Raw genomic sequence first — 19,942 nt, forward strand, 5'->3', positions numbered from 1 at the left:
TGGCCGCACAGCACCGCCAGCCGGTAGCGCGTGCGCTGCAGCGCCGCCTCCAGCGCCGGCACGCCGGCGGCGGTGCGCTGCACCAGGGCGCGGGCGCGCTCGGTGTCCAGCCCCGTGCCGCGGCCAACCTCCTGGCGCGCCTGCACCAGGCGCAGCGTCGACTCCTGCGTCTGCAGCGACGCCGTGGACACGCGCAGCCGCTCCTGCAGCCCGCGCAGCTCGAAGTAGTTGCGCGCCACCTCGGCGCTGACGCTCAGGCGCAGCGCCTGCGCATCGGACTCCACCGACAGCAGCTCGGCCTGCGCCGCGCGGCGCTCGGCCGAGAGGCGGCCGAACAGGTCCGCCTCCCAGCGCACGTCCAGGCCCACGCCGTAGAGGGTCTGCGTCGCCAGCGCGTTGTTGGGCCCGTTGAAGTCGCGCACCCGCGCCGCGCCGGCCGTGCCGCTGACCTGCGGCAGCAGGTTGGCATCGGCCAGGCGCGCCAGCGCCCGCGCCTCGCGCAGCCGGGCCACGGCCAGGCGCAGGTCGAAGTTGGCGCTCAGCGCCTGGGCCACCAGCGCGTCGAGCTGCGGGTCCTGGAAGCCCTGCCAGAACGCCGCGGCCGGCTCGCCGGGCTGCGCGTCGCCGGGCACGTTGGCGAAGGCCGTGGGCAGCGTCGGCAGCGCAGGCTGCGGCGGCGGCCCCGAGGCGCAGCCGGCCAGCGCGGCGGCGAGGACGGCGACCCAGGCCGCGGCCCCGGTCAGTCGGCGCGGGGGCATGGGGAGGGCGCTCATTGATGTGCTCCGCCGGCGGGGTTGGACGGCGGCGTCGCGTCGTCCACACCCGGGTGGAAGGGATGGGCGCAGCGGTCGATCTCCGCGCGCAGCTCGGCCGCGTGCGCGCGCCGCTTTTCCGTGCTCTTGCGCAGCAGCGCGTAGAACACCGGCGTGAAGAAGATGCCGAACATCGTCACGCCCACCATGCCGGAGAACACCGCGATGCCCATGGCGCGGCGCATCTCGCTGCCCGCGCCGCTGCCCAGGATGAGCGGGATCACCCCGGCGCAGAAGGCGATGGACGTCATCAGGATGGGCCGCAGCCGCCGGTGGCAGGCCTCCACCACCGCCTCCATCATGGTGCGCCCCTGCTCCTCCAGGTCCTTGGCGAACTCCACGATCAGGATGGCGTTCTTGCACGCCAGCCCCACCAGCACCACCAGCGCCACCTGCGTGAAGATGTTGAGGTCGCCTATCTGCATGAAGGGCGGGAAGGTGGACAGCCACACGCCCGTGAGCGCGGCCAGGATGCACATCGGCACGATCAGGACGATGGCCAGCGGCAGGCTCCAGCTCTCGTACTGCGCCGCCAGCACCAGGATCACCAGCACCACCGACAGCAGCAGCACCGCCGCCAGCGTGGGCAGCCGCCAGGTCGTCCCGGGCAGCGCCACGTCGCGCGTGAGCCTGTCCTGGTAGGACAGCTCCGTCCACTGGTAGCCCATGCCGCGCGGCAGTTGCTTGAGCAATTGCTCGATCTCGGCCTCGGCCTGCCCGCTGGAAAAGCCCGGGTTGGGCGAGCCGTTGATGTCGGCCGAGGGGAAGCCGTTGTAGCGGGTCACGCGCGTTGGGCCGAAGGTGGGCTCCACGCGCATGAGCGCGCCCAACGGGACGATCTCGCCGCCGGCATTGCGCGTCTTGAGCGCGGTGATGCCCTCGGCGTGGGCGCGGAAGGGCCCGTCGGCCTGCACGATCACCTGGTAGGTCTTGCCGAAGCGGTTGAAGTCGTTGACGTAGAGCGAGCCCAGGCTGATCTGCAGCGTGTCGTAGATGTCGCCCAGCGCCACGCCCATCTGCTTGGCCTTGGTGCGGTCCACGTTGGCGAAGAGCTGCGGGACGTTGATGTCGTAGGTCGAGAACGGCGTGCCTATGGACGAGCGCGGGTTGCCGTAGACCTGCCCCAGCGTGCCCCACACCGCGCCGAAGAGGGCCTGCTCGCCCTGCCCCGAGCGGTCCTGCACCTGCAGCTTGAAGCCGCCGGCGTTGCCCAGGCCTTCCACCGCCGGCGGCGGCACCACGAACAGCCGCGCACCCTGGATCTCCTGCAGCGCGCCGTTGACGCGGCCCAGGATGGCGTCCTTGGACAGGTCGGCGCTCTTGCGCTTCTCGAAGTCCGCCAGGCCGAAGAAGACGATGCCCTCGTTGGGCGCGTTGGAGAAGCCGGCGATGGACAGCCCCGGGAAGGCCACCGCGTCCACGATGCCCGGCACCTTCAGCGCGATGTCGCTCATCTGGCGTATCACCGCGTCGGTGCGCTCCAGCGAGGACGCCGCGGGCAACTGCGCGATGCCGATGAGGTACTGCTTGTCCGGCGCCGGGACGAAGCCCGACGGAATGCGCGCGAACAGCAGCGCCGTGAGCGCCAGCAGCCCCGCGTACACCAGCAGCGCCAGCGACTTGCGCCGCAGCACCCCGCGCACGCCACGGCCGTAGGACTCGCTGCGGCGGTGGAAGAAGCCGTTGAACCAGTGGAAGAAGCGGCCGAAGACGCGGTCCATGCCGCGCGTGAGCGCGTCCTTGGGCGCATCGTGCGGGCGCAGCAGCAGCGCCGCCATCGCCGGCGAGAGCGTGAGCGAGTTGAAGGCCGAGATGACGGTGGAGATGGCGATGGTGGCCGCGAACTGCTTGTAGAACTGGCCGGAGAGACCGGGCACGAACGTCAGCGGGATGAACACCGCGCACAGCACCAGCGCGATGGCAACGATGGGGCCGCTGACCTCGCGCATGGCCTTGATCGTGGCCTCGTGCGGCGTAAGCCCGTCCTCCAGATTGCGCTCCACGTTCTCGACCACCACGATGGCGTCGTCCACCACGATGCCGATGGCCAGCACCAGGCCGAAGAGGGTGAGCGTGTTGATGGAGTAGCCGATGCCCAGCAGCACCGCGAAGGTGCCCACGATGGACACCGGCACCGCCAGCAGCGGAATGACCGAAGCGCGCCACGTCTGCAGGAACAGCACCACCACCAGCACCACCAGCAGCACCGCCTCCAGCAGCGTCTCCACCACCTTGGTGATGGAGGTGGCGACGAAGCGCGTGGGGTCGTAGACGATGGCGTAGTCCATGCCCGGCGGGAAGTCCGCCTTGAGCCGCTCCATGGTGGCGCGCACGTTGTCCGAGATGGCCAGCGCGTTGGAGCCCGGGGCCTGGAAGATGCCGATGGCCGCCGCTTCCTTGTTGTTGAGCAGGCTGCGCAGCGAGTGGGTGTTGGCGCTGATCTCCACGCGGCCGACGTCGCGCACGCGCAGCACGGCGCCGGTGGCCGGGTCGGCGCGCACGATGATGTCGGCGAACTCCTGCTCGCTGGCCAGCCGCCCCTGCGTGTTGACCGCGAGCTGGAAGTCGGTGCCCCGCGGCGAGGGCGGCGCGCCCACCACGCCGGCGGCCACCTGCGTGTTCTGCTCGCGCACGGCGGACACCACGTCGTTGGCGGTGAGCCCGTGGCCGGCCAGGCGCTGCGGATCGACCCAGATGCGCATGGCGTAGTCGCCGCTGCCGAACAGGATCACCGTGCCCATGCCCGGGATGCGCAGCAGCTCGTCGCGCACCTGCTGGTGCGCGTAGTTGCGCAGGTACAGCGAATCGCGGCTGCTGTCGGGGCTGACCATGTGGACGACCATGGTCAGGTTGGCCGCCTGCTTCTCCGTGGTCACCCCGATCTGGCGCACGATCTCGGGCAGCCGCGGCAGCGCCCGGTTGACGCGGTTTTGCACCGCGGTCTCGGCGGCCTCGGGGTGGGTGCCGATGCGGAAGGTCACCGTCAGCACCATGGTGCCGTCGGCCGTGGCCTGGCTCTCGTAATAGAGCATGCCTTCCAGCCCGCTGATCTGCTCCTCCAGCGGCGTGGCCACCGTCTCGGAGATGACGCGCGGGTTGGCGCCCGGGAACTGCGCGCGCACCACCACCTGCGGCGGCGCGACTTCCGGGTACTCCGAGATGGGGAGCTGGAAGATGGCCAGCAGCCCCACCAGGAAGATGAACAGCGACAGCACCGTCGCCAGGCGCGGGCGGTCGATGAAATAGCGTGAGATGTCCATGCGCTTGCGGGCCTTTCAGCGCTGGGGAGCGGACGCGGGTGCTGCCGGGATGGGCAGGCCCTTGTCGTCGGTCTTCAACACCTGCGGCGTCACCGGCGCCCCGGGCTGCGCGCGCTGCAGCCCGTCGACGATGACCAGCTCGCCGGGCTTGACGCCCTGCACCACGCGCATGCCGTCCATGAGCGCACCGGGCTGCACCTCGCGCGGCTGCACCACGTTGTCCTTGCCCACCAGCATCACGACCTTGCGCGTCTGGTCCGTGCCTATGGCGCGGTCGGCCACCAGCGTGGCCTGGTACTTGCCGCTGCCCACCACCTTGACGCGCGCGAACAGGCCCGGGGTGAAGCGGCCCTCGCGGTTGTCGAACACGGCGCGCCCGCGTATGGAGCCGGTGGCCGGGTTGAGGCGGTTGTCCACGAAATCGATGCGGCCCTGGTGCGGAAAGCCGGTCTCGTCGGCCAGGCCCATCCAGGCCTGGACCGTCGCGGTGCGCGGCGAGGCCAGCGTGCCGCTGCGTACCAGGTGCAGGTATTTCAGGTAGGTGGCTTCGCTGGCGTCGAAGTAGGCGAACACGCGGTCCTGCGACACCAGCGTGGTGAGCACCGGCGAGCCCACGCCCACGAGGTTGCCCGGAGTGAGCTGCGCCCGCGAGATGCGCCCGGCCACCGGGGCGCGGATGCGCGTGAAGTCCAGGTTGAGCCGGGCCTGCACCAGCGCGGCCTCGGCGGACTGGATGTTGGAGCGGCTGTTGCGCACGCCGGCGCGCAACTGGTCCAGCTCCTGCTGGCTCACGCCCTGGATGGAGGTGAGCTTCTCGGCGCGGGCCAGCTCGCTGCTGCTGAGCTCGGCCTGGTTGCGTGCGGCGGCCAGCTGCGCCTCGGCGCGCGCCACGTCGGCGGCGAAGGGCCGGGGGTCGATGGTGAACAGCATCGCGCCCTTGGCCACCTGCTGGCCCTCGGTGAAGTGCACCTGCTCCAGCGCGCCGGCCACGCGTGCGCGCACTTCCACCGTGTCCGGCGCCTCCAGCCGCGCCGTGAACTCCTCGAACTCCTGGACTTCGCGCTGTATGGCCGGCGCCACCGACACCGTGGGCGGCGGTGGCGCGGCCGGCTGCGACGCGGCTTCGCCATTGCACCCGCCCAGCAGGGCGGAAAGCGCCAAAAGCGCACCCAGGTGCCAAACACAGCCTGTGCGTCCGTCAAATCTCATTCCACTGCCGCCTTTCGACAAAGGCTCGCCTGCGCTTGCAGGCGGCCCGCTGGCGGGCCTCCTGCAGACTTCCTGCGAAGCAAGCGTGTTCACTCACCAACGAGAGCCGCATGCGGGCGAGGGCTCTTGCCGGCGGGGATGGGGGGCTCCACACCGGCGGCCACGCCGCGGCCCGGGCGCCTGGGAGCAGGCCCACAGCATCGGCCATCCGGCGGCGTGGCGCTTCTGCCACGCGGGCCAGGGCCGGGTGCCTCTTTGGGGATAGGCGCGGCGGGCGCGCGGGGCGCTTCAGCGCTTCAGCAAGCCGCGGCGCACGCCGATGGCGATGGCTTCGGTGCGGCTGCGCGCCTCCAGCTTGGCCAGGATGGCCTTCACGTGCGTCTTGACCGTGCCCTCGGCCACCTGCAGCTCGCGCGCGATGAGCTTGTTGCTCAGGCCGCGCTCGATCAGCACCAGCACTTCCATCTCGCGCTGGGAGAGCCCGTCGCGGGTGAGCCGCGAGGCCAGCCGTCCGGCCAGCTCGGGGTTGATGTAGTGGCCGCCCTCGTGCACCACGCGGATGCAGCGCAGCAGCTCGTCGCGGCGCACGTCCTTGAGCAAGTAGGCCTTGGCGCCGGCGTGCAGGCCGCGGTAGATGTCCTCGTCGCCGTCGTAGGTGGTGAGGATGATGAGCTTGGCGCGCGGCTCGTGGCGGCGTATGGCCGTGATGGCCTCGACGCCCGTGAGCCGCGGCATGGACAGGTCTATCAGGCCGACGTCCGGGTGCTCGCGCACCCACAGCTCCACGGCCTGCGCGCCGTCGCTGGCCTGCGCCACGACCTGCATGTCGGCCTGCATGTCCAGGATGGTGCTCAGCCCGTCCAGCACCACATGGTGGTCGTCGGCCACCAGCAGCCGGATGCGTGCGGGCGCATCTCCGGCAGGCTCGGCTTGGCCTGTCGGCCCGGTGTCGGAAAGGGGCAAGGGGAAGGTCATGGCAGCACCACGGGCCGGAATCGGCAGTCGGTGGGTGGGGATGATGGCAGCGCCGGCCAGGCCCAACCTCTCCCCAATGGGAGAGCGCGGGCGCGCAGACGCCTGGGGTGGCGCCTGGACAGGCTCTCTTTCCTGGGCGGGCCGCGCGGCGTGCTGCGGCCCGGCCGTGGGCATCAACCGCGCAGGCCCAGGCGCAGCGACACCGTCGTGCCCTGGCCCGGCGCGGAGGCGACGTCCAGCGTGGCGCCTATGCTCACGGCCCGCTCGCGCATGCCCACCAGGCCGAAGCCCGCCGGGTTGGACAGCACCTGCGGGATGCCGGCACCGTCGTCGCGCACCTGCAGCCGCAGCGCCTGCGCATGCAGCTCCAGCGACACCACGGTCCGCCTGGCGCGGGCGTGCTTGACGGCGTTGACCAGCGACTCCTGCGCCACGCGCAGCACCTGCTCCTCGACATGGGCATCCAGCCGCAGCGGCGCGCCCGTGATCTGCAGCTCCACGGCCTGGAAGGTGCTGCTGCGCATCTGCGCGCACAGCTCGGCCAGCGCCTCGGCCAGGCCGCGCCGCTCCAGGGTCGGATTGCGCAGCGCGCGCACGGCGCGGCGCGCCTCGCCCAAGCTGTCGCGCGCCAGGTCCATGGCGGTGGCGATGGCCGTGCGCGCGCGCTCCACGCGCTGCGCCGACACGGCGGCATCGGCCACCTCCAGCTGCATCAGCACGCCGGTGAAGCCCTGGGCCAGGGTGTCGTGCATTTCGCGCGCCAGCCGCGTGCGCTCCTCCAGCGTGGCCACGCGGCGCGCCTCCTCGGCCAGTTGGGCCGCCCGCAGGGCCAGCGACAACTGCGCCGCGATGGCTTCGGCCAGCGCGATCTCGGAGGCCGTGTAGCGTTGCCCGCTGCGCCGGTAGATGCCCAGCGCGCCCAACGCGTGGCCGGAGGCCATGAGCCACAGGTTGAGCGCCAGCGGCCCGCCCTCGGAGACGAAGAAGTGGTCGAAGGGGCAGGCCGCGCCGCCGTCGGCGTGATCGACCACCTGCGCCTCGCCGCTGCCCTGCGTGGCGCAGGCCTGCAGCCCGGCCGGCGGCAGCTCGAAGCCCTCGGTCAGCTCGCGCAGCACCGGCGCCGGCTGCGCTTGCGGCGACAGCAGGTCGGCGCGCCGCAGCACCTGGCCTTGCAGGTAGGCCGCCTGCAGCCGGCAGCGCGCCCCGCGCACCTGCAGCAAGGCCACCGCGCCGGGGTCCAGCGCGCGCGCGATCAGGCCGATGACGGTGGGAACGAATTCCTCCAGGTCGCCGCTGTGGTCCAGCGAGTCGATGGCCTCCTGCAGCACGGCGATGACGTGGGCCTGCTCGCGGGCCTGCGCCTCGGCCGCCTCCTTTTGCTGGCGCACCAGCCCCAGGGCCTGCGCCGTGGCCTCCTCCTCGCGGGCGGCCAGCGCCGCCGCACGCCGCTGCACCGACGCCAGTTGCCGGTCGGCCAGCACCCAGCCCAGCTCGCGCGCCAGGGCTTCCAGGAAGAGGGCCTCGCCGGTCTCCAGCGGGTCCAGCTCGCCGCGCAGCACCGACAGCCGGCCCCACGTGCGGTCGGCCAGCCGCACCGGCACCCAGATCTCCTGCGTGCGCTGCAGGCAGCCGCCCAAGCGGTTGCCCAGGGGCAGCGCCGGCAAGGCCGGGTGGTGCGTCACCGTGGCCCGCTGCAGTGCGGCCGTGCCGTCCATCAAGCCCGTCCAGGCGGCGTCCATGCCCTGCATCAGCACGGCCAGGCCGCCGTGGGCCGACGCCTCGGCCGGGGCCTGGAACCACTCGGCCAGGTAGGGCTTGCCGGAATCGGGGTCGAGCTGCCGGAAGGCGGCATAGGGCGCGCGCAGCGTGCGCGCCGCGGCCCCCAGGCCCAGGCACAGCGGGTCGCCGTCCTGCAGCGCCGCCGCTTCCATGGCCTGGCGCGCCGTCTGCAGCGTCGCGGCCAGGCCCGGCCAGCGCGCCAGCGACGGGAGCTCGCCCCCGCCCGGCGCCTGCCCAGGGCGGCCCATGGGCTCGCCGACCCCATGGGACCCACGGGAAATGGAACGCTGCCGACTGCCGTTTTTCATCGCATACGTCAGGTGCGCAGGCACCCGCTCCCGTGTTGCCGCCCAACGCCGCCCCGGCCGGGCAGCGCGTGCCAAAGCCCCATTCTCAGGGGGATGGGGCGGCCGTGGATGGGCGCACGGCGAGCGCAGGCATCGGCCACCGGCGTGGACGCCGGCAAAGCCGGGCCGCGCAGGTGCCCCGGGCACCGCGCCGCGGCCCGGACGCCCCGGGCCGGCGGACACGGTTTGACGCCGCCCGGCGCGGCATGAAGGCGCGCGCCCCGGCACCATGTCGGCCTCATGAAGACCACACTCGAAGAACTGCAGGCCTTCACCGCCGTCGTCGACACCGGCTCCATCACCGCCGCGGCGGACCACCTGGGGCAGACGGTGTCGGGCATCAGCCGCGCCCTGGGCCGGCTGGAGCGCAAGCTGGAGACCACGCTGCTGCAGCGCACGACGCGGCGCATCGCCATCACCGACGAAGGCGCGGCCTTCCTCGGCCATGCCCGCGCCATCCTGGCCGCGGTGGACCAGGCCGAGGAGCAGATGGCCGCGCGGCGGCGCCAGCCCGCCGGCCGGCTGCGCGTCAACGCCGCCACGCCCTTCATGCTGCACGCCGTCGTCCCGCTGCTGCCGGCCTTCCATTTGAAGTACCCGCGCATCCGCCTGGAGCTGGACACGGACGACCTCAACATCGACCTGCTGGAGCGGCGCACCGACGTGGCCATACGCATAGGCGCGCTGCAGGACTCCACGCTGCACGCCCGCCCGCTGGCCAGCAGCCGCATCCGCGTGCTGGCCAGCCCAAGCTACATCGCGCGCCACGGCCAGCCCGCCACCGCGGCCGAGCTCACCCGCCACGTGCTGCTGGGCTTCACGCAGCCGGCCTCGCTCAACGCCTGGCCGCTGCGGGGCGAGCACGGCGACGAGTGGCCCATCGTCCCCACGTTTACCGCGTCCAGCGGCGAGACGCTGCGCCAGCTCGCGCTGCAGGGCCTGGGCATCGCCTGCCTCTCGGACTTCATGACGCAGGACGACCGCCGCCACGGCCGCCTGGTGCAGGTGCTGCAGCCGCACACGCTGCAGGTGCGCCAGCCCGTCAACGCCGTCTACTACCGCAACACCCAACTGGCCGCGCGCATCACCTGCTTCCTGGACTTCCTGGCCCAGGCGCTGGCCCTCAACGAGGAGCTTCGCGAGGCGGCGCCCGCCGCGGGCCGCGCCCGCAAGCCGCCCGCGGGCTGAACGCCCGCCGTTCTTGACTGCGCGTCAAGAATCATCTGCCCGCGCACGGCTGTTTCCGGCCGGCCTGGCAGCCCACAGTGGCGCCCAACCTGTTGTTGGAGCCACCCATGCCCCTTGCATTGCTTGCGCTGACCGTCAGCGCCTTCGCCATAGGCACGACGGAGTTCGTCATCGTCGGCCTCATCCCCACCATCGCCGCCGACCTGCAGGTCAGCCTGCCCGCGGGCGGCCTGCTGGTGAGCCTGTACGCGCTGGGCGTGGCCGTGGGCGCGCCCGTGCTCACCGCCCTCACCGGCCGGCTGCCGCGCAAGACGCTGCTGCTGGCGCTGATGGCGCTGTTCACCGCGGGCAACCTGCTGGCCTGGCAGGCACCGGGCTATGAATCGCTGATCGTTGCGCGCGTGCTCACCGGGCTGGCGCACGGCGTGTTCTTCTCCATCGGCTCGACCATCGCCACCAGCCTGGTGCCCAAGGACAAGGCCGCCAGCGCCATCGCCACCATGTTCTCCGGGCTGACGGTGGCGCTGGTCACCGGCGTGCCGCTGGGCACCTTCATCGGCCAGCACTTCGGCTGGCGCGAAACCTTCCTGGCCGTGGCCGCGCTTGGGCTGCTCGCCTTCCTGGCCAGCCTGCTGGCCGTGCCACGCGGTATACGCCACGCGCCGCCCGCCTCGCTGCGCAGCCAGGCCCGGGTGCTGGCGCAACCACGGCTGCTGCTGGTGTATGCCAAGACGGCCATCGGCTACGGCGGCTCGTTCATCCCCTTCACCTTCCTCGCGCCCATCCTGCAGGACGTCTCCGGCTTCAGCGCCGCGGCGGTGGTGTGGGTGCTGCTGGCCTACGGCGTGTCCGTGGCCGCGGGCAACGTCTGGGGCGGCCGCCTGGCCGACCGCAAGGGCCCCATCGCGGCGCTGCAACTGATCTTCGCCGCCCTGGCCGGCGTGCTGCTGGTGCTGACCTTCACGGCGCACCACCCCTGGCTGGTGGTGCTGACCGTGCTGGCCTGGGGCGCCGTGGCCTTCGGCAACGTGCCGGGGCTGCAGGTGTACGTGGTCCGGCAGGCCGAGCGCTTCGAGCCCCAGGCCGTGGACGTGGCCGCGGGACTGAACATCGCCGCCTTCAACCTCGGCATCGCCGGCGCCGCCTGGGCCGGCGGGCTGATCGTCAAGCACCTGGGCCTGATGCACACGCCCTGGATAGGCGCGCTGGTGGTGCTGCTGTCCCTGGCGCTGACCAACCTCAGCGGCCGCCTGGACCGCCGCGACACCGCCCGCCCAAGCACGGCCGGCGCCCTGCCCAGCACCTGCTGAGCCCACCCCGCACTTCCAAGCCATCTCAAGAGGAGTCACCCCCCATGCAAGCCATTCCCCGCCTCGGCCTCGGCACCTTCCGCCTGAAGGGCCAGGCCGCCATCGACTCGGTCAGCACCGCGCTGGCGCTCGGCTACCGCGCCATGGACACGGCGCAGATCTACGACAACGAGGAGGCCGTGGGCCAGGCCATCGCTGACAGCGGCGTGGCGCGCGAAGAGCTGTTCCTGACCACCAAGATCTGGACCGAGCACCTGTCGCGCGACGCGCTCATCCCCAGCCTCAAGGAAAGCCTGCGCAAGCTGCGCACCGGCCACGTGGACCTGACGCTGATCCACTGGCCGTCGCCCAACGCCGCCGTGCCGCTCGAAGCGACGCTGCAGGCGCTGGCCGAGGCCAGGCGCGAAGGCCTCACGCGCCGCATCGGCGTCTCCAACTTCACCATGGACCTGATGCGCCAGGCCGTGGCCCTGGCCGGCCCCGGCGAGATCGCCACCAACCAGGTGGAACTGCACCCCTACCTGCAAAACCGCGCCGTCGCCCAGGCGGCGCAGGCCGCCGGTGTCCAGATCACGTCCTACATGACGCTGGGCTACGGCAAGGTGCTGCAGGACCCGGTGATCCAGGCCCTCGCGCAGCGCCACCGGGCCACGCCCGCCCAGGTCGTGCTGGCCTGGGCCCTGCAACTCGGCCATGCCTTGATTCCCTCGTCCACGCAACGCGAGCACCTGGCGTCCAACCTGCGGGCCACGGCGCTGCGCTTGAGCGACGACGACATGGCGGCCATGGCCGCGCTGGATCGCGGCGAGCGCCTCGTCGATCCGCAGGGGCTGGCGCCGCGCTGGGATTGAGCCCCGCGGCCGCGAGCCGCCCCGCCGGGGCCCGCGGCCGCCGCGCGTCAGCTCCTGTCCCAGCCGCCGCCCAGGGCGCGTATCAGGCCGACCGTGGCCTGCGCCTGCGCGCCTTGCAACTGCACCGCCTGGCGCCGGTTGCGCAGCTCGCTGCGCTGGGCGTCGAGCAGCTCCAGCTGGCCGATCATGCCGTTGCGGTAGCGCGCACCGGACAGCACGGTGGCGCGCGCCGCGGCCGCCACGGCGCGGGATTGGGCCGCGGCCTGGCTTTGCAGCAGTTGCAGCGAAGCCAGCTCGTCCTCCACCTCCCGCACCGCCAGCAGCACCTGCTCGCGGTAGCCGGCGGCCGCGGCATCGAAGTCGGCCCGCGCCTGCGCCACGGCGGCCTCGCGCCGGCCGCCGTCGAAGACAGGCAGCGACAGCAGCGCCCCCAGCCCCCAGGCGCGCGAGGACCAGCGCAGCAGGTCGCCGAGGTCCGGCGAGGCGGTGCCCGCGGCGGTGGTCAGCGCCAGGTTGGGGAACCACGCGGCCTGCGCCACCCCCACGCGGGCCTGCGAGGCCAGCAGCCGGCGCTGGGCCGACGCCACGTCCGGGCGCCGCGCCAGCACCGTGGCCGGCACGCCGGCCGGGACGGCCGGCAGTTGCAGCGCGTCCAGGCCGTTGCCCGCCGCCAGCGCGAAGGCCGAGGCCGGTTCGCCCAGCAACTGCGCCAAGGCATGTTCCAGCAGGCGGCGCTGGCGCTCCAGGGCCAGGGCGTCGGCCTCGGTGGCCGCCAGCTCGCTGCGCACGCGCTCCAGGTCCAGCTCGCCGACGTCGCCGGCGGCCAGGCGCCGCTCGGTCAGCCGCAGCGTGCCGCGGTAGGCCTCCACGGTGTCGGCCACGATGGCGCGCTCGGCCTCCAGGGCGCGCAGCCCCAGGTAGCTCTGCGCCACGGCGGCCTGCACCGCCAGCCGCGTGCTCTCCAGCAGGGCCGCCTGGGCCTGGGCCTCCAGCGTCGCGGCGGCGGCGGCCTGGCCCAGCCGCCCCGACAGGTCCAGCTCCCAGTTCAACTGGGCCGCCAGGCTGCCCAGCGTGGCGGGCTGGTTGGCCAGCTGCGGCTGCGTCTGGCGCGACACGCCGGCGGCCACGTCCAGCGTTGGGCGGCGCTCGGCCTGCGCCTGCTGCTGCAGGGCGCGGGCCTGGGCCCAGCGCGCCGCGGCCACCTGCAGCGAGGTGTTGCGCTCGGCGGCGCGCTGGAGCAGGTCGTCCAGCACCGGGTCGCCGAACACCGCCCACCAGGGCCCGCGCGGCTGTGCATCCGCCGGCGGCGCCACCGTCCAGCGCCCCGGCGGCGCCTCCTTGAAAGCCGCGGGCACGGGCTGCAGGGCGGCGGTGTCCACGGGCGGCGGCGCCGTGGCGCAGCCGGCCAGCACCAGGGCGGCGGCCAGGGTGCCCAGGGCCAGGCGCAGGCGGGACCCATGCGGAGAGTTCATGGCAGTTCCTTGAGACATCGTCATTCCGTCATTCCGTCATTCCGTCATTCCGTCGTTCCGTCATTCGGGGCGCGGCAGCGGCACCGCAGGCTGCGCGCCGCCCAGGCCCGGCGCGTCGGCCGCCACCGCAAGCTGCGGCACCTGGCCGTGCTGCTTGAGCGGGCGGTTGCCGGCCAGGCGGCGCAGCAGCACGTAGAACAGCGGCGTGAGGAACAGGCCGAAGGCCGTGACGCCGATCATCCCGGTGAAGACCGCGATGCCCATGGCCTGGCGCATCTCGGCCCCGGCCCCGCTGGACAGCACCAGCGGCAGCACGCCCATGACGAAGGCCAGCGAGGTCATGAGGATGGGCCGCAGGCGCAGCCGCGCCGCCTCGATGGCCGCCTGCACCGGCGTCCGGCCGGCGAACTCCAGCTCCCGCGCGAACTCCACGATCAGGATCGCGTTCTTGGCCGACAAGCCCACCAGCACCACCAGGCCGATCTGCGTGAAGACGTTGTTGTCCCCGCCGCTGAAGTGCACGCCGGCCATGGCCGCCAGCAGCCCCATGGGCACGATGAGCACGATGGCCACCGGCAGCGTCAGGCTCTCGTACTGCGCGGCCAGCACCAGGAACACCAGCAGGATGGCCAGCGGGAACACCCACACGGCGGAGTTGCCGGCCAGGATCTCCTGGTAGGTCAGCTCCGTCCACTCGAAGGCGATGCCCGGCGGCAGCGTCTCGCGGGCGATGCGCTCGACGGCCTCGCGGGCCTGGCCGGACGACCAGCCCGGCGCCGGCGCGCCGTTGACGTCGGCGGAGAGGAAGCCGTTGTAGCGCATGGCCCGCTCGGGGCCGAAGCTGGGCTGCAGCTTCAGCAGCGCCGACAGCGGCACCATCTCGCCCGCGGCCGAGCGGACCTTGAGCTGGCCGACGTCCTCGGCGCGGGCGCGGAAGGCCGCATCGGCCTGGACGCGCACGGAGTAGGTGCGGCCGAAACGGTTGAAGTCGTTGACGTAGAGGCTGCCCAGGTAGGTCTGCAGCGTGTCGAAGATGTCCGTCACCGGGATGCCGAGCTGGCGCGCCTTGGTGCGGTCGATGTCGGCATAAAGCTGCGGCACGTTGACCTGCCAGCTCGTGAACAGCCCCGCGAGCTCCGGCGCCTGGCTCGCCCGCGCCATGAAGCCCTTGACCGCCGCGTCCATGGCCGCATAGCCCAGCGAGCCGCGGTCCTCCAGCTGCAGCTTGAAGCCGCCGGTGGTGCCCAGGCCGCTGACCGGCGGCGGCGGGAACATCACGATGAAGGCGTCCTCGATCTGCGCGAAGGACTGGTTGAGCTTGTTGGCGATGGCCGCCGCGTTCAGCGACGGGTCGCGCCGCTCGTCGAAGGGCTTGAGCATGGCGAAGGCGATGCCCGCGTTGGAGCTGTTGGTGAAGCCGTTGATGGACAGCCCGGGGAAGGACAGCGACCCCTCGATGCCCGGCGTGGTCTTCATGATCTCGCCCATGCGCCGGATCACGGCTTCCGTCCGGTCCAGCGTCGCGCCGTCGGGCAACTGCGCAAAGCCGATGAGGTACTGCTTGTCCTGGGTCGGGACGAAGCCGGAGGGCACGGTCTTGAACAGGGCCACGGTGGCGCCCACCAGCAGCAGGTAGACGCCCAGCATCAGCGCCTTGCGCGAGAGCACGCGCCGCACGCCGCCGCCGTAGGCCTGCGCGCCGCGGCCGAAGGCGCGGTTGAAGGCGCGGAACACGCCGCCCAGCACGCGGTCCATGGCCCGCGTGAGCGCGTCGCGCGGCGCGTCGTGGCCGCGCAGCAGCAGCGCGGCCAGCGCCGGCGACAGCGTGAGCGAGTTGATGGCCGAGATCACCGTGGAGATGGCGATCGTCACGGCAAACTGCTTGTAGAACTGGCCGGTGAGCCCGCTGATGAAGGCCAGCGGGACGAACACCGCCACCAGCACCAGCGCGATGGCGATGATGGGCCCCGACACCTCGCGCATGGCGCGGTAGGTCGCCTCGCGCGGCGTCAGGCCGGACTCGATGTTGCGCTCGACGTTCTCGACCACCACGATGGCGTCGTCCACCACGATGCCTATGGCCAGCACCAGGCCGAACAGGCTCAGCGCGTTGATGGACAGGCCCAGCGCCTGCAGCACCGCGAAGGTGCCCACGATGGACACCGGCACCGCCAGCAGCGGAATGACCGAAGCGCGCCAGGTCTGCAGGAACAGCACCACCACCAGCACCACCAGCAGCACCGCCTCGGCCAGCGTGTGCACGACCGACGAGATGGACGCGCGGACGAACTGCGTGGGGTCGTAGGCGATGCGGTACTCCACGCCCTCGGGCATCTGCTTTTGCAGCTCCTCCATGGTGCTGCGCACCGCGGCGGAGATGTCCAGCGCGTTGGAGCCCGGCGCCTGGAAGATGCCCGTGCCCACCGCCGGCGCGTTGTCCAGCAGCGAGCGCAGCGAGTAGTCGGCCGCGCCCAGCTCGATGCGGGCAACGTCGCGCAGCCGCGTCACGCTGCCGCCGGCACCGCTGCGCACGATGATGTCGCCGAACTCCTCCTCGCTTTGCAGCCGGCCGCGGGCGTTGATGGACAGCTGCAGCTCCACGCCCGGCGCTCCCGGCGAGGCGCCGACCACGCCCGCGGCGGCCTGCACGTTCTGCTCGCGGATGGCGCGCACCACGTCGTTGGCCGACAGGCCCAGCTCGGCCACCTTCTGCGGGTCCAGCCACACGCGCATGGCGTACTCGCCGCCGCCCCAGCTCTGCACCTGGCCCACGCCGGGAATGCGCGCCAGGCGGTCGCGCACGTTGAGCATGACGTAGTTGCGCAGGTAATCGGCGTCGTAGCGCCCGTTGGGCGAGACCAGGTGCACCACCATGGTCAGGTCCGGCGAGCTCTTGACCGTGGACAGGCCCAGCCGCCGCACCTCCTCCGGCAGCCGGGGCTCGGCCTGCGCCACGCGGTTTTGCACCAGCTGCTGCGCCTTGTCGGGATCGGTGCCCAGGCGGAAGGTGACGGTGAGCGTGAGCAGCCCGTCGGTGGTGGCCTGGCTGCCCATGTAGAGCATGCCCTCCACGCCGTTGATGGCCTCCTCCAGCGGCGTGGCCACCGTCTCGGCGATCACCTTGGGATTGGCGCCGGGATAACGGGCGTTGACCACCACCTGCGGCGGCACCACCTCCGGGTACTCCGAGATGGGCAGCGTGCGCAGCGAGATGAGCCCGCCGAGGAAGATCAGCAGCGACAGCACGCCGGCGAAGATGGGCCGGTCGATGAAGAATTTGGACAGGTTCATGGATGAAGCTCCTGGCGTTGGCCGTGGCTCGTGCGCATCAGGAACGGCCCGCCGCCGCGGCGTCGCCGCTGGCCTGGCGCTGCGGCTGGGGCTGCATGGCCACCGGCTGCGGCGCCACCAGCGTGCCCGGGCGCACGCGGTGCAGCCCGTTGACCACCACGCGCTCGCCGCCGCGCAGCCCCTGCGTGACGATGCGCAGGCCGTCCACCACCGCGCCCAACTGCACCTCGCGCCAGACGGCCTTGTTGTCGGGGCCCACGACGATGACGAAGCGCTTGTCCTGGTCGGTGCCCACGGCGCGCTCGCTCACCAGCACGGCGCTGGCGCTGCGCGGCTGTCCCATCTGCAGCCGGGCGAACTGGCCGGGCATCAGGCTGCCGTCGCGGTTGTCGAAGACCGCGCGCAGCCGCACCGTGCCGCTGCGCGCGTCCACCTGGTTGTCCACCAGCTGCAGCCGGCCCTCGGCGCTGGCCGGCCCTTCCATGCGCACGGGCACGCGCTCCAGCCGGCCCGGCAGCGCGCCGGCGCCGGCATCGGCCAGCACGCGCGCCACCACCTGCTCGTCGGCATCGAAGCTGGCGTAGATGGGGCTCACGGACACCAGCGTGGCCAGCACCGGGGCGCCGGGGCCCGCGGCCACCAGGTTGCCCGGCGTCACCTCCACGCGGCCTATGCGCCCGGCCAGCGGGGCGCGCACCTGCGTGTACTGCAGCGACAACTGCGCCGCCTGCAGCGAGGCCTGGGCCGCGCGCAGGTTGGCCTCGGCCTCGCGCAGCCCGTGGCTGCGCTCGTCGAACTCGCGCTGCGCGACGGCACGCTCCTCCCACAGCCGCTCGGCGCGCTGCTGCTCGCTGCGCGCCTGGGCCAGCCGGGCCTGGGCCGCGGCGAGCTGGGCCTGGGCGCGCTCGACTTCCGCCGCGTAAGGCGCCGGGTCCAGCGTGAACAGGAGATCGCCGGCCTTCACCAGCGCCCCCTCGCGAAAGTGCACCGCCTGGACGGCGCCGGCCACGCGCGGGCGCAGCTCCACCCGCTGCACGGCCTCCAGCCGGCCGGAGAAGGTTTCCCAGGTCGTGACCTCGCGCTCGGCCGCCTCGGCCACCGACACCGCAACGGCCGCGGGCGCCGCGGCGGCGGCAGGCGGCTCGGCCTGGCTCGCGCCCAGGCCGGTCAGCGCCGTCCCGGCCGTGCCCAGGACCAGCGCGGCCACCGCGACGGACAGGCTGGCCACGGCGGGGCGGCGGCGCAGGGAATGAAGCAGTTTCATGGTCGGAACTCCACAAGATTTTTTTGGCAAAGGCTTGCGCACCCGGCTGCACGGCGGCAGCCGGGAACGCTCGGAAATGAAGGCGGCTTAGCCCTGGGCGGCGGCGGGGCGCGGCAGGCGATGGCCCGCGGCGCCGGGCGGCTCGCAGGCCCGGCGGCAGGCCTGCAGAAACGTGCGCACGTGCGCTTGCAGCGCCTGCGCCCATGGCGCCGGGGCCGGATCGCGGTAGCTCGCAGGCCAGCCGGTCGTGCCGTCCAGCAGCGCCTGGCTCACCGCCACGCCTGCCTCGCGCAGGCGGGCGGCGTAGGCATAAGTTTCGTCACGCAACGGGTCGTCGGCAGCGCTGACCAGCAGCGCGGGCGGCAGGCCGGCCAGGCGCAGCGCCCGCCCCGGCGCCGCGTAGGGGTGCAGCACGTCGCTGGCGCTGGCGAGGTACTGGCGCCAGCCGTCGGACCAGGGGCACTGCACGGCGTGGGCCTGGGCATCGCGCAGCGAGGCCGTGCCGGTGCAGACGTCCAGCATGGGCGACAGCAGGATCTGCCCATGCAGGGGCGGCGCGCCGCGGTCGTGGGCGGCCAGCGCGGCCGCCGCGGCCAGGTTGCCGCCGGCCTCCTCCCCCGCGAGCAGCAGCGGCAACCCGTCGGCATGCAGCCGCTTGCGTTGCCGCTGCAACCACAGCAGCGCCGCGTGCACGGCCTCCAGCGCCTGCGGGAAGGGCCGCCGCGGCGCCAGCGGATAGCCCAGCGACGCCACCAGCGCGCCCTCGGCCGCCAGCACGCCGGCCACGCGCTCGCCTTCGCGCGGCGAGCCGGCGACGAAGGCGCCGGCATGCAGGTGCAGCACCAGCGCCGTGGGCGCCACGCCCGGCGGCGGCAGGCTCCAGCGCAGCGCCAGCGCGTGGTCCACGCCGGGCAGGGACAGCCGTTCCTCGCGCACCGAGGGCAAGGCAGCGGCAGGGGAAGCGGAGGACGTTTGCATGTGTCGTGCGGGCCGGCCAGGAAAGCCGGCAAGGCTGGGAAGCAGATGGCCGGCACGATAACCAGCGCCGCCGCACAAATAAACCAGCGCAGCGCTCATGCTTTATTGCAGCCACGCTAACAATCCGGCCTGCAATTCGCGGTTCAAATACGGCCCGCGGAGAAAATTCAGCCAAGGGGTACCTGATGGACAAGTTGCTTGCGATGCAGGCGTTCATGCGCGTGGTGGAGGCCGGCACCTTCAGCCGCGCGGCCGACAACCTGTCCCTTCCTAAACCTACCGTGACGCGCCTGGTGCAGCAGCTCGAAGCCCAGTTGCAGACCAAGCTGCTCAACCGCACCACGCGCCGCGCCACGCTGACCACGGACGGCGCGGCCTATTACGACCGCGCGATGCGGCTGCTCTCGGAGCTCGACGAGCTGGAGTCGAGCATGACGCGGGCCAAGGCCAATCCGCGCGGGCGGCTGCGCGTGGACGCGGGCACCGCCGTGGCGCAACTGCTGCTCATTCCCGCGCTGCCCGACTTCCACGCCCGCTACCCCGAAGTCCAGCTCGACCTGGGCGTGTCCGACCGTCCCGTGGACCTGCTCAGCGAGAACGTGGACTGCGTGCTGCGCGGCGGCGAGCTCACCGACCAGTCGCTGGTGGCGCGGCGCATCGGCAACTTCCACACGCTGGTGTGCGCGACGCCGGGCTACCTGGAGCGCCACGGCATGCCCACGCATCCGCGCGACATCGAGCAGGGCGGGCACGTGGTGGTCAATTATTTCTCGGCCCGCACCGGACGCATCTACCCCTTCGTCTTCAACCGCGGCGAGGAGCGCTACGAAGTGCAGGGGCGGCACCAGCTCTCCGTCAACGACTCCGGCGCGGCGCTGGCCGCGGCGCTGGCCGGGCTGGGCATCGTCAACACCGCCACCTTCATGGCGCAGCCCTACATCGCCGCCGGCCTGCTGCGCCCGGTGCTGGCGGACTGGTGCTCGGAGTCGGTGCCCATTCACGTCGTCTACCCGCCCAACAAGCACCTGAGCGCCAAGCTGCGCGTGTTCGTGGACTGGGTGGCCGACCTGTTCGCGCGCAGCGAGCAGATCCAGCGCCAATGCAGCCTGCCCGGCTGCATGGCGGCCACCATCGCCGCGGCCCGCCAGGGGATCAGCGTTGCGCCCGCACCGGCGGGTACGCCCGCCGTGGCGCCCGCTGCCGTGG

13 protein-coding genes are annotated in these 19,942 nt (G+C 72.7%); 4 read left to right on the plus strand and 9 right to left on the minus strand.

From position 1 onward, the window contains the following. From SM757_RS32325 to SM757_RS32345, 5 genes are all read right to left on the minus strand, one after another. Positions 1-773 (minus strand): TolC family protein (locus SM757_RS32325; RefSeq protein ID WP_322468486.1); only part of this gene is annotated, 773 nt, incomplete at its 3' end. Continuing rightward, positions 770-4,072, minus strand: coding sequence for an efflux RND transporter permease subunit (locus tag SM757_RS32330; protein ID WP_066332480.1), 3,303 nt, complete (start codon positions 4,070-4,072; stop codon positions 770-772). The genes SM757_RS32330 and SM757_RS32325, both read right to left, overlap by 4 nt. A gap of 15 nt (positions 4,073-4,087) precedes the next feature. After that, the gene (locus tag SM757_RS32335) at positions 4,088-5,233 is read right to left on the minus strand and encodes an efflux RND transporter periplasmic adaptor subunit (protein WP_322468487.1); all 1,146 of its coding nucleotides are present in this window, start codon (positions 5,231-5,233) and stop codon (positions 4,088-4,090) included. A 336-nt stretch (positions 5,234-5,569) separates the two neighbouring features. Beyond that, on the minus strand, positions 5,570-6,256 hold the full coding sequence (locus SM757_RS32340; RefSeq protein ID WP_084267207.1) for a response regulator: 687 nt from the start codon (positions 6,254-6,256) through the stop codon (positions 5,570-5,572). A gap of 173 nt (positions 6,257-6,429) precedes the next feature. Further along, positions 6,430-8,283 (minus strand): sensor histidine kinase, encoded by a 1,854-nt coding sequence (locus tag SM757_RS32345; protein ID WP_322468488.1) that lies wholly within the window; start codon positions 8,281-8,283, stop codon positions 6,430-6,432. Positions 8,284-8,622: 339 nt separating this feature from the next. On the opposite strand from SM757_RS32345, the gene SM757_RS32350 reads away from it, so the two are divergent. The 3 genes from SM757_RS32350 (at position 8,623) to dkgB (ending at position 11,731) form a co-directional block, all read left to right on the plus strand. Continuing rightward, a complete protein-coding gene (locus tag SM757_RS32350) occupies positions 8,623-9,570 on the plus strand; it encodes a LysR family transcriptional regulator (protein ID WP_066332474.1) in 948 nt (315 codons plus the stop codon). A 107-nt stretch (positions 9,571-9,677) separates the two neighbouring features. Beyond that, positions 9,678-10,880 (plus strand): MFS transporter, encoded by a 1,203-nt coding sequence (locus tag SM757_RS32355; RefSeq protein ID WP_066332473.1) that lies wholly within the window; start codon positions 9,678-9,680, stop codon positions 10,878-10,880. 44 nt (positions 10,881-10,924) lie between these two features. Beyond that, complete coding sequence (gene dkgB / locus SM757_RS32360) at positions 10,925-11,731, plus strand: 2,5-didehydrogluconate reductase DkgB (protein WP_322468489.1); 807 nt, start codon at positions 10,925-10,927, stop codon at positions 11,729-11,731. A 47-nt stretch (positions 11,732-11,778) separates the two neighbouring features. On the opposite strand, the gene SM757_RS32365 is transcribed toward dkgB, so the two are convergent. From SM757_RS32365 to SM757_RS32380, 4 genes are all read right to left on the minus strand, one after another. Beyond that, the gene (locus tag SM757_RS32365; RefSeq protein WP_066332467.1) at positions 11,779-13,203 is read right to left on the minus strand and encodes an efflux transporter outer membrane subunit; all 1,425 of its coding nucleotides are present in this window, start codon (positions 13,201-13,203) and stop codon (positions 11,779-11,781) included. 60 nt (positions 13,204-13,263) lie between these two features. After that, on the minus strand, positions 13,264-16,494 hold the full coding sequence (locus SM757_RS32370) for an efflux RND transporter permease subunit (RefSeq protein WP_322468490.1): 3,231 nt from the start codon (positions 16,492-16,494) through the stop codon (positions 13,264-13,266). Positions 16,495-16,531: 37 nt separating this feature from the next. Then, positions 16,532-17,758 (minus strand): efflux RND transporter periplasmic adaptor subunit, encoded by a 1,227-nt coding sequence (locus SM757_RS32375; RefSeq protein ID WP_322468491.1) that lies wholly within the window; start codon positions 17,756-17,758, stop codon positions 16,532-16,534. Positions 17,759-17,845: 87 nt separating this feature from the next. Further along, the gene (locus SM757_RS32380; RefSeq protein ID WP_322468492.1) at positions 17,846-18,736 is read right to left on the minus strand and encodes an alpha/beta hydrolase fold domain-containing protein; all 891 of its coding nucleotides are present in this window, start codon (positions 18,734-18,736) and stop codon (positions 17,846-17,848) included. Between the two features lie 185 nt (positions 18,737-18,921). Between SM757_RS32380 and SM757_RS32385 the strand changes: the two genes are divergently transcribed. Continuing rightward, positions 18,922-19,942, plus strand: a 1,021-nt coding sequence (locus SM757_RS32385; RefSeq protein ID WP_322468493.1) for a LysR family transcriptional regulator, incomplete at its 3' end; no start/stop codon positions are given.

This window comes from Azohydromonas lata, from assembly GCF_034427735.1.
In the GTDB taxonomy this organism is placed as follows: Bacteria; Pseudomonadota; Gammaproteobacteria; order Burkholderiales; family Burkholderiaceae_C; genus Azohydromonas; species Azohydromonas lata.

Excerpts from the sequence above, each read along its gene's own strand:
- SM757_RS32370 (WP_322468490.1), bottom strand. The coding sequence starts at position 16,494 with ATGAACCTGTCCAAATTCTTCATCGACCGGCCCATCTTCGCCGGCGTG.
- SM757_RS32345 (WP_322468488.1), bottom strand. The coding sequence starts at position 8,283 with ATGGGCCGCCCTGGGCAGGCGCCGGGCGGGGGCGAGCTCCCGTCGCTG.
- SM757_RS32350 (WP_066332474.1), top strand. The coding sequence starts at position 8,623 with ATGAAGACCACACTCGAAGAACTGCAGGCCTTCACCGCCGTCGTCGAC.
- SM757_RS32365 (WP_066332467.1), bottom strand. The coding sequence starts at position 13,203 with ATGAACTCTCCGCATGGGTCCCGCCTGCGCCTGGCCCTGGGCACCCTG.
- SM757_RS32375 (WP_322468491.1), bottom strand. The coding sequence starts at position 17,758 with ATGAAACTGCTTCATTCCCTGCGCCGCCGCCCCGCCGTGGCCAGCCTG.
- dkgB (WP_322468489.1), top strand. The coding sequence starts at position 10,925 with ATGCAAGCCATTCCCCGCCTCGGCCTCGGCACCTTCCGCCTGAAGGGC.
- SM757_RS32340 (WP_084267207.1), bottom strand. The coding sequence starts at position 6,256 with ATGACCTTCCCCTTGCCCCTTTCCGACACCGGGCCGACAGGCCAAGCC.
- SM757_RS32330 (WP_066332480.1), bottom strand. The coding sequence starts at position 4,072 with ATGGACATCTCACGCTATTTCATCGACCGCCCGCGCCTGGCGACGGTG.
- SM757_RS32355 (WP_066332473.1), top strand. The coding sequence starts at position 9,678 with ATGCCCCTTGCATTGCTTGCGCTGACCGTCAGCGCCTTCGCCATAGGC.
- SM757_RS32380 (WP_322468492.1), bottom strand. The coding sequence starts at position 18,736 with ATGCAAACGTCCTCCGCTTCCCCTGCCGCTGCCTTGCCCTCGGTGCGC.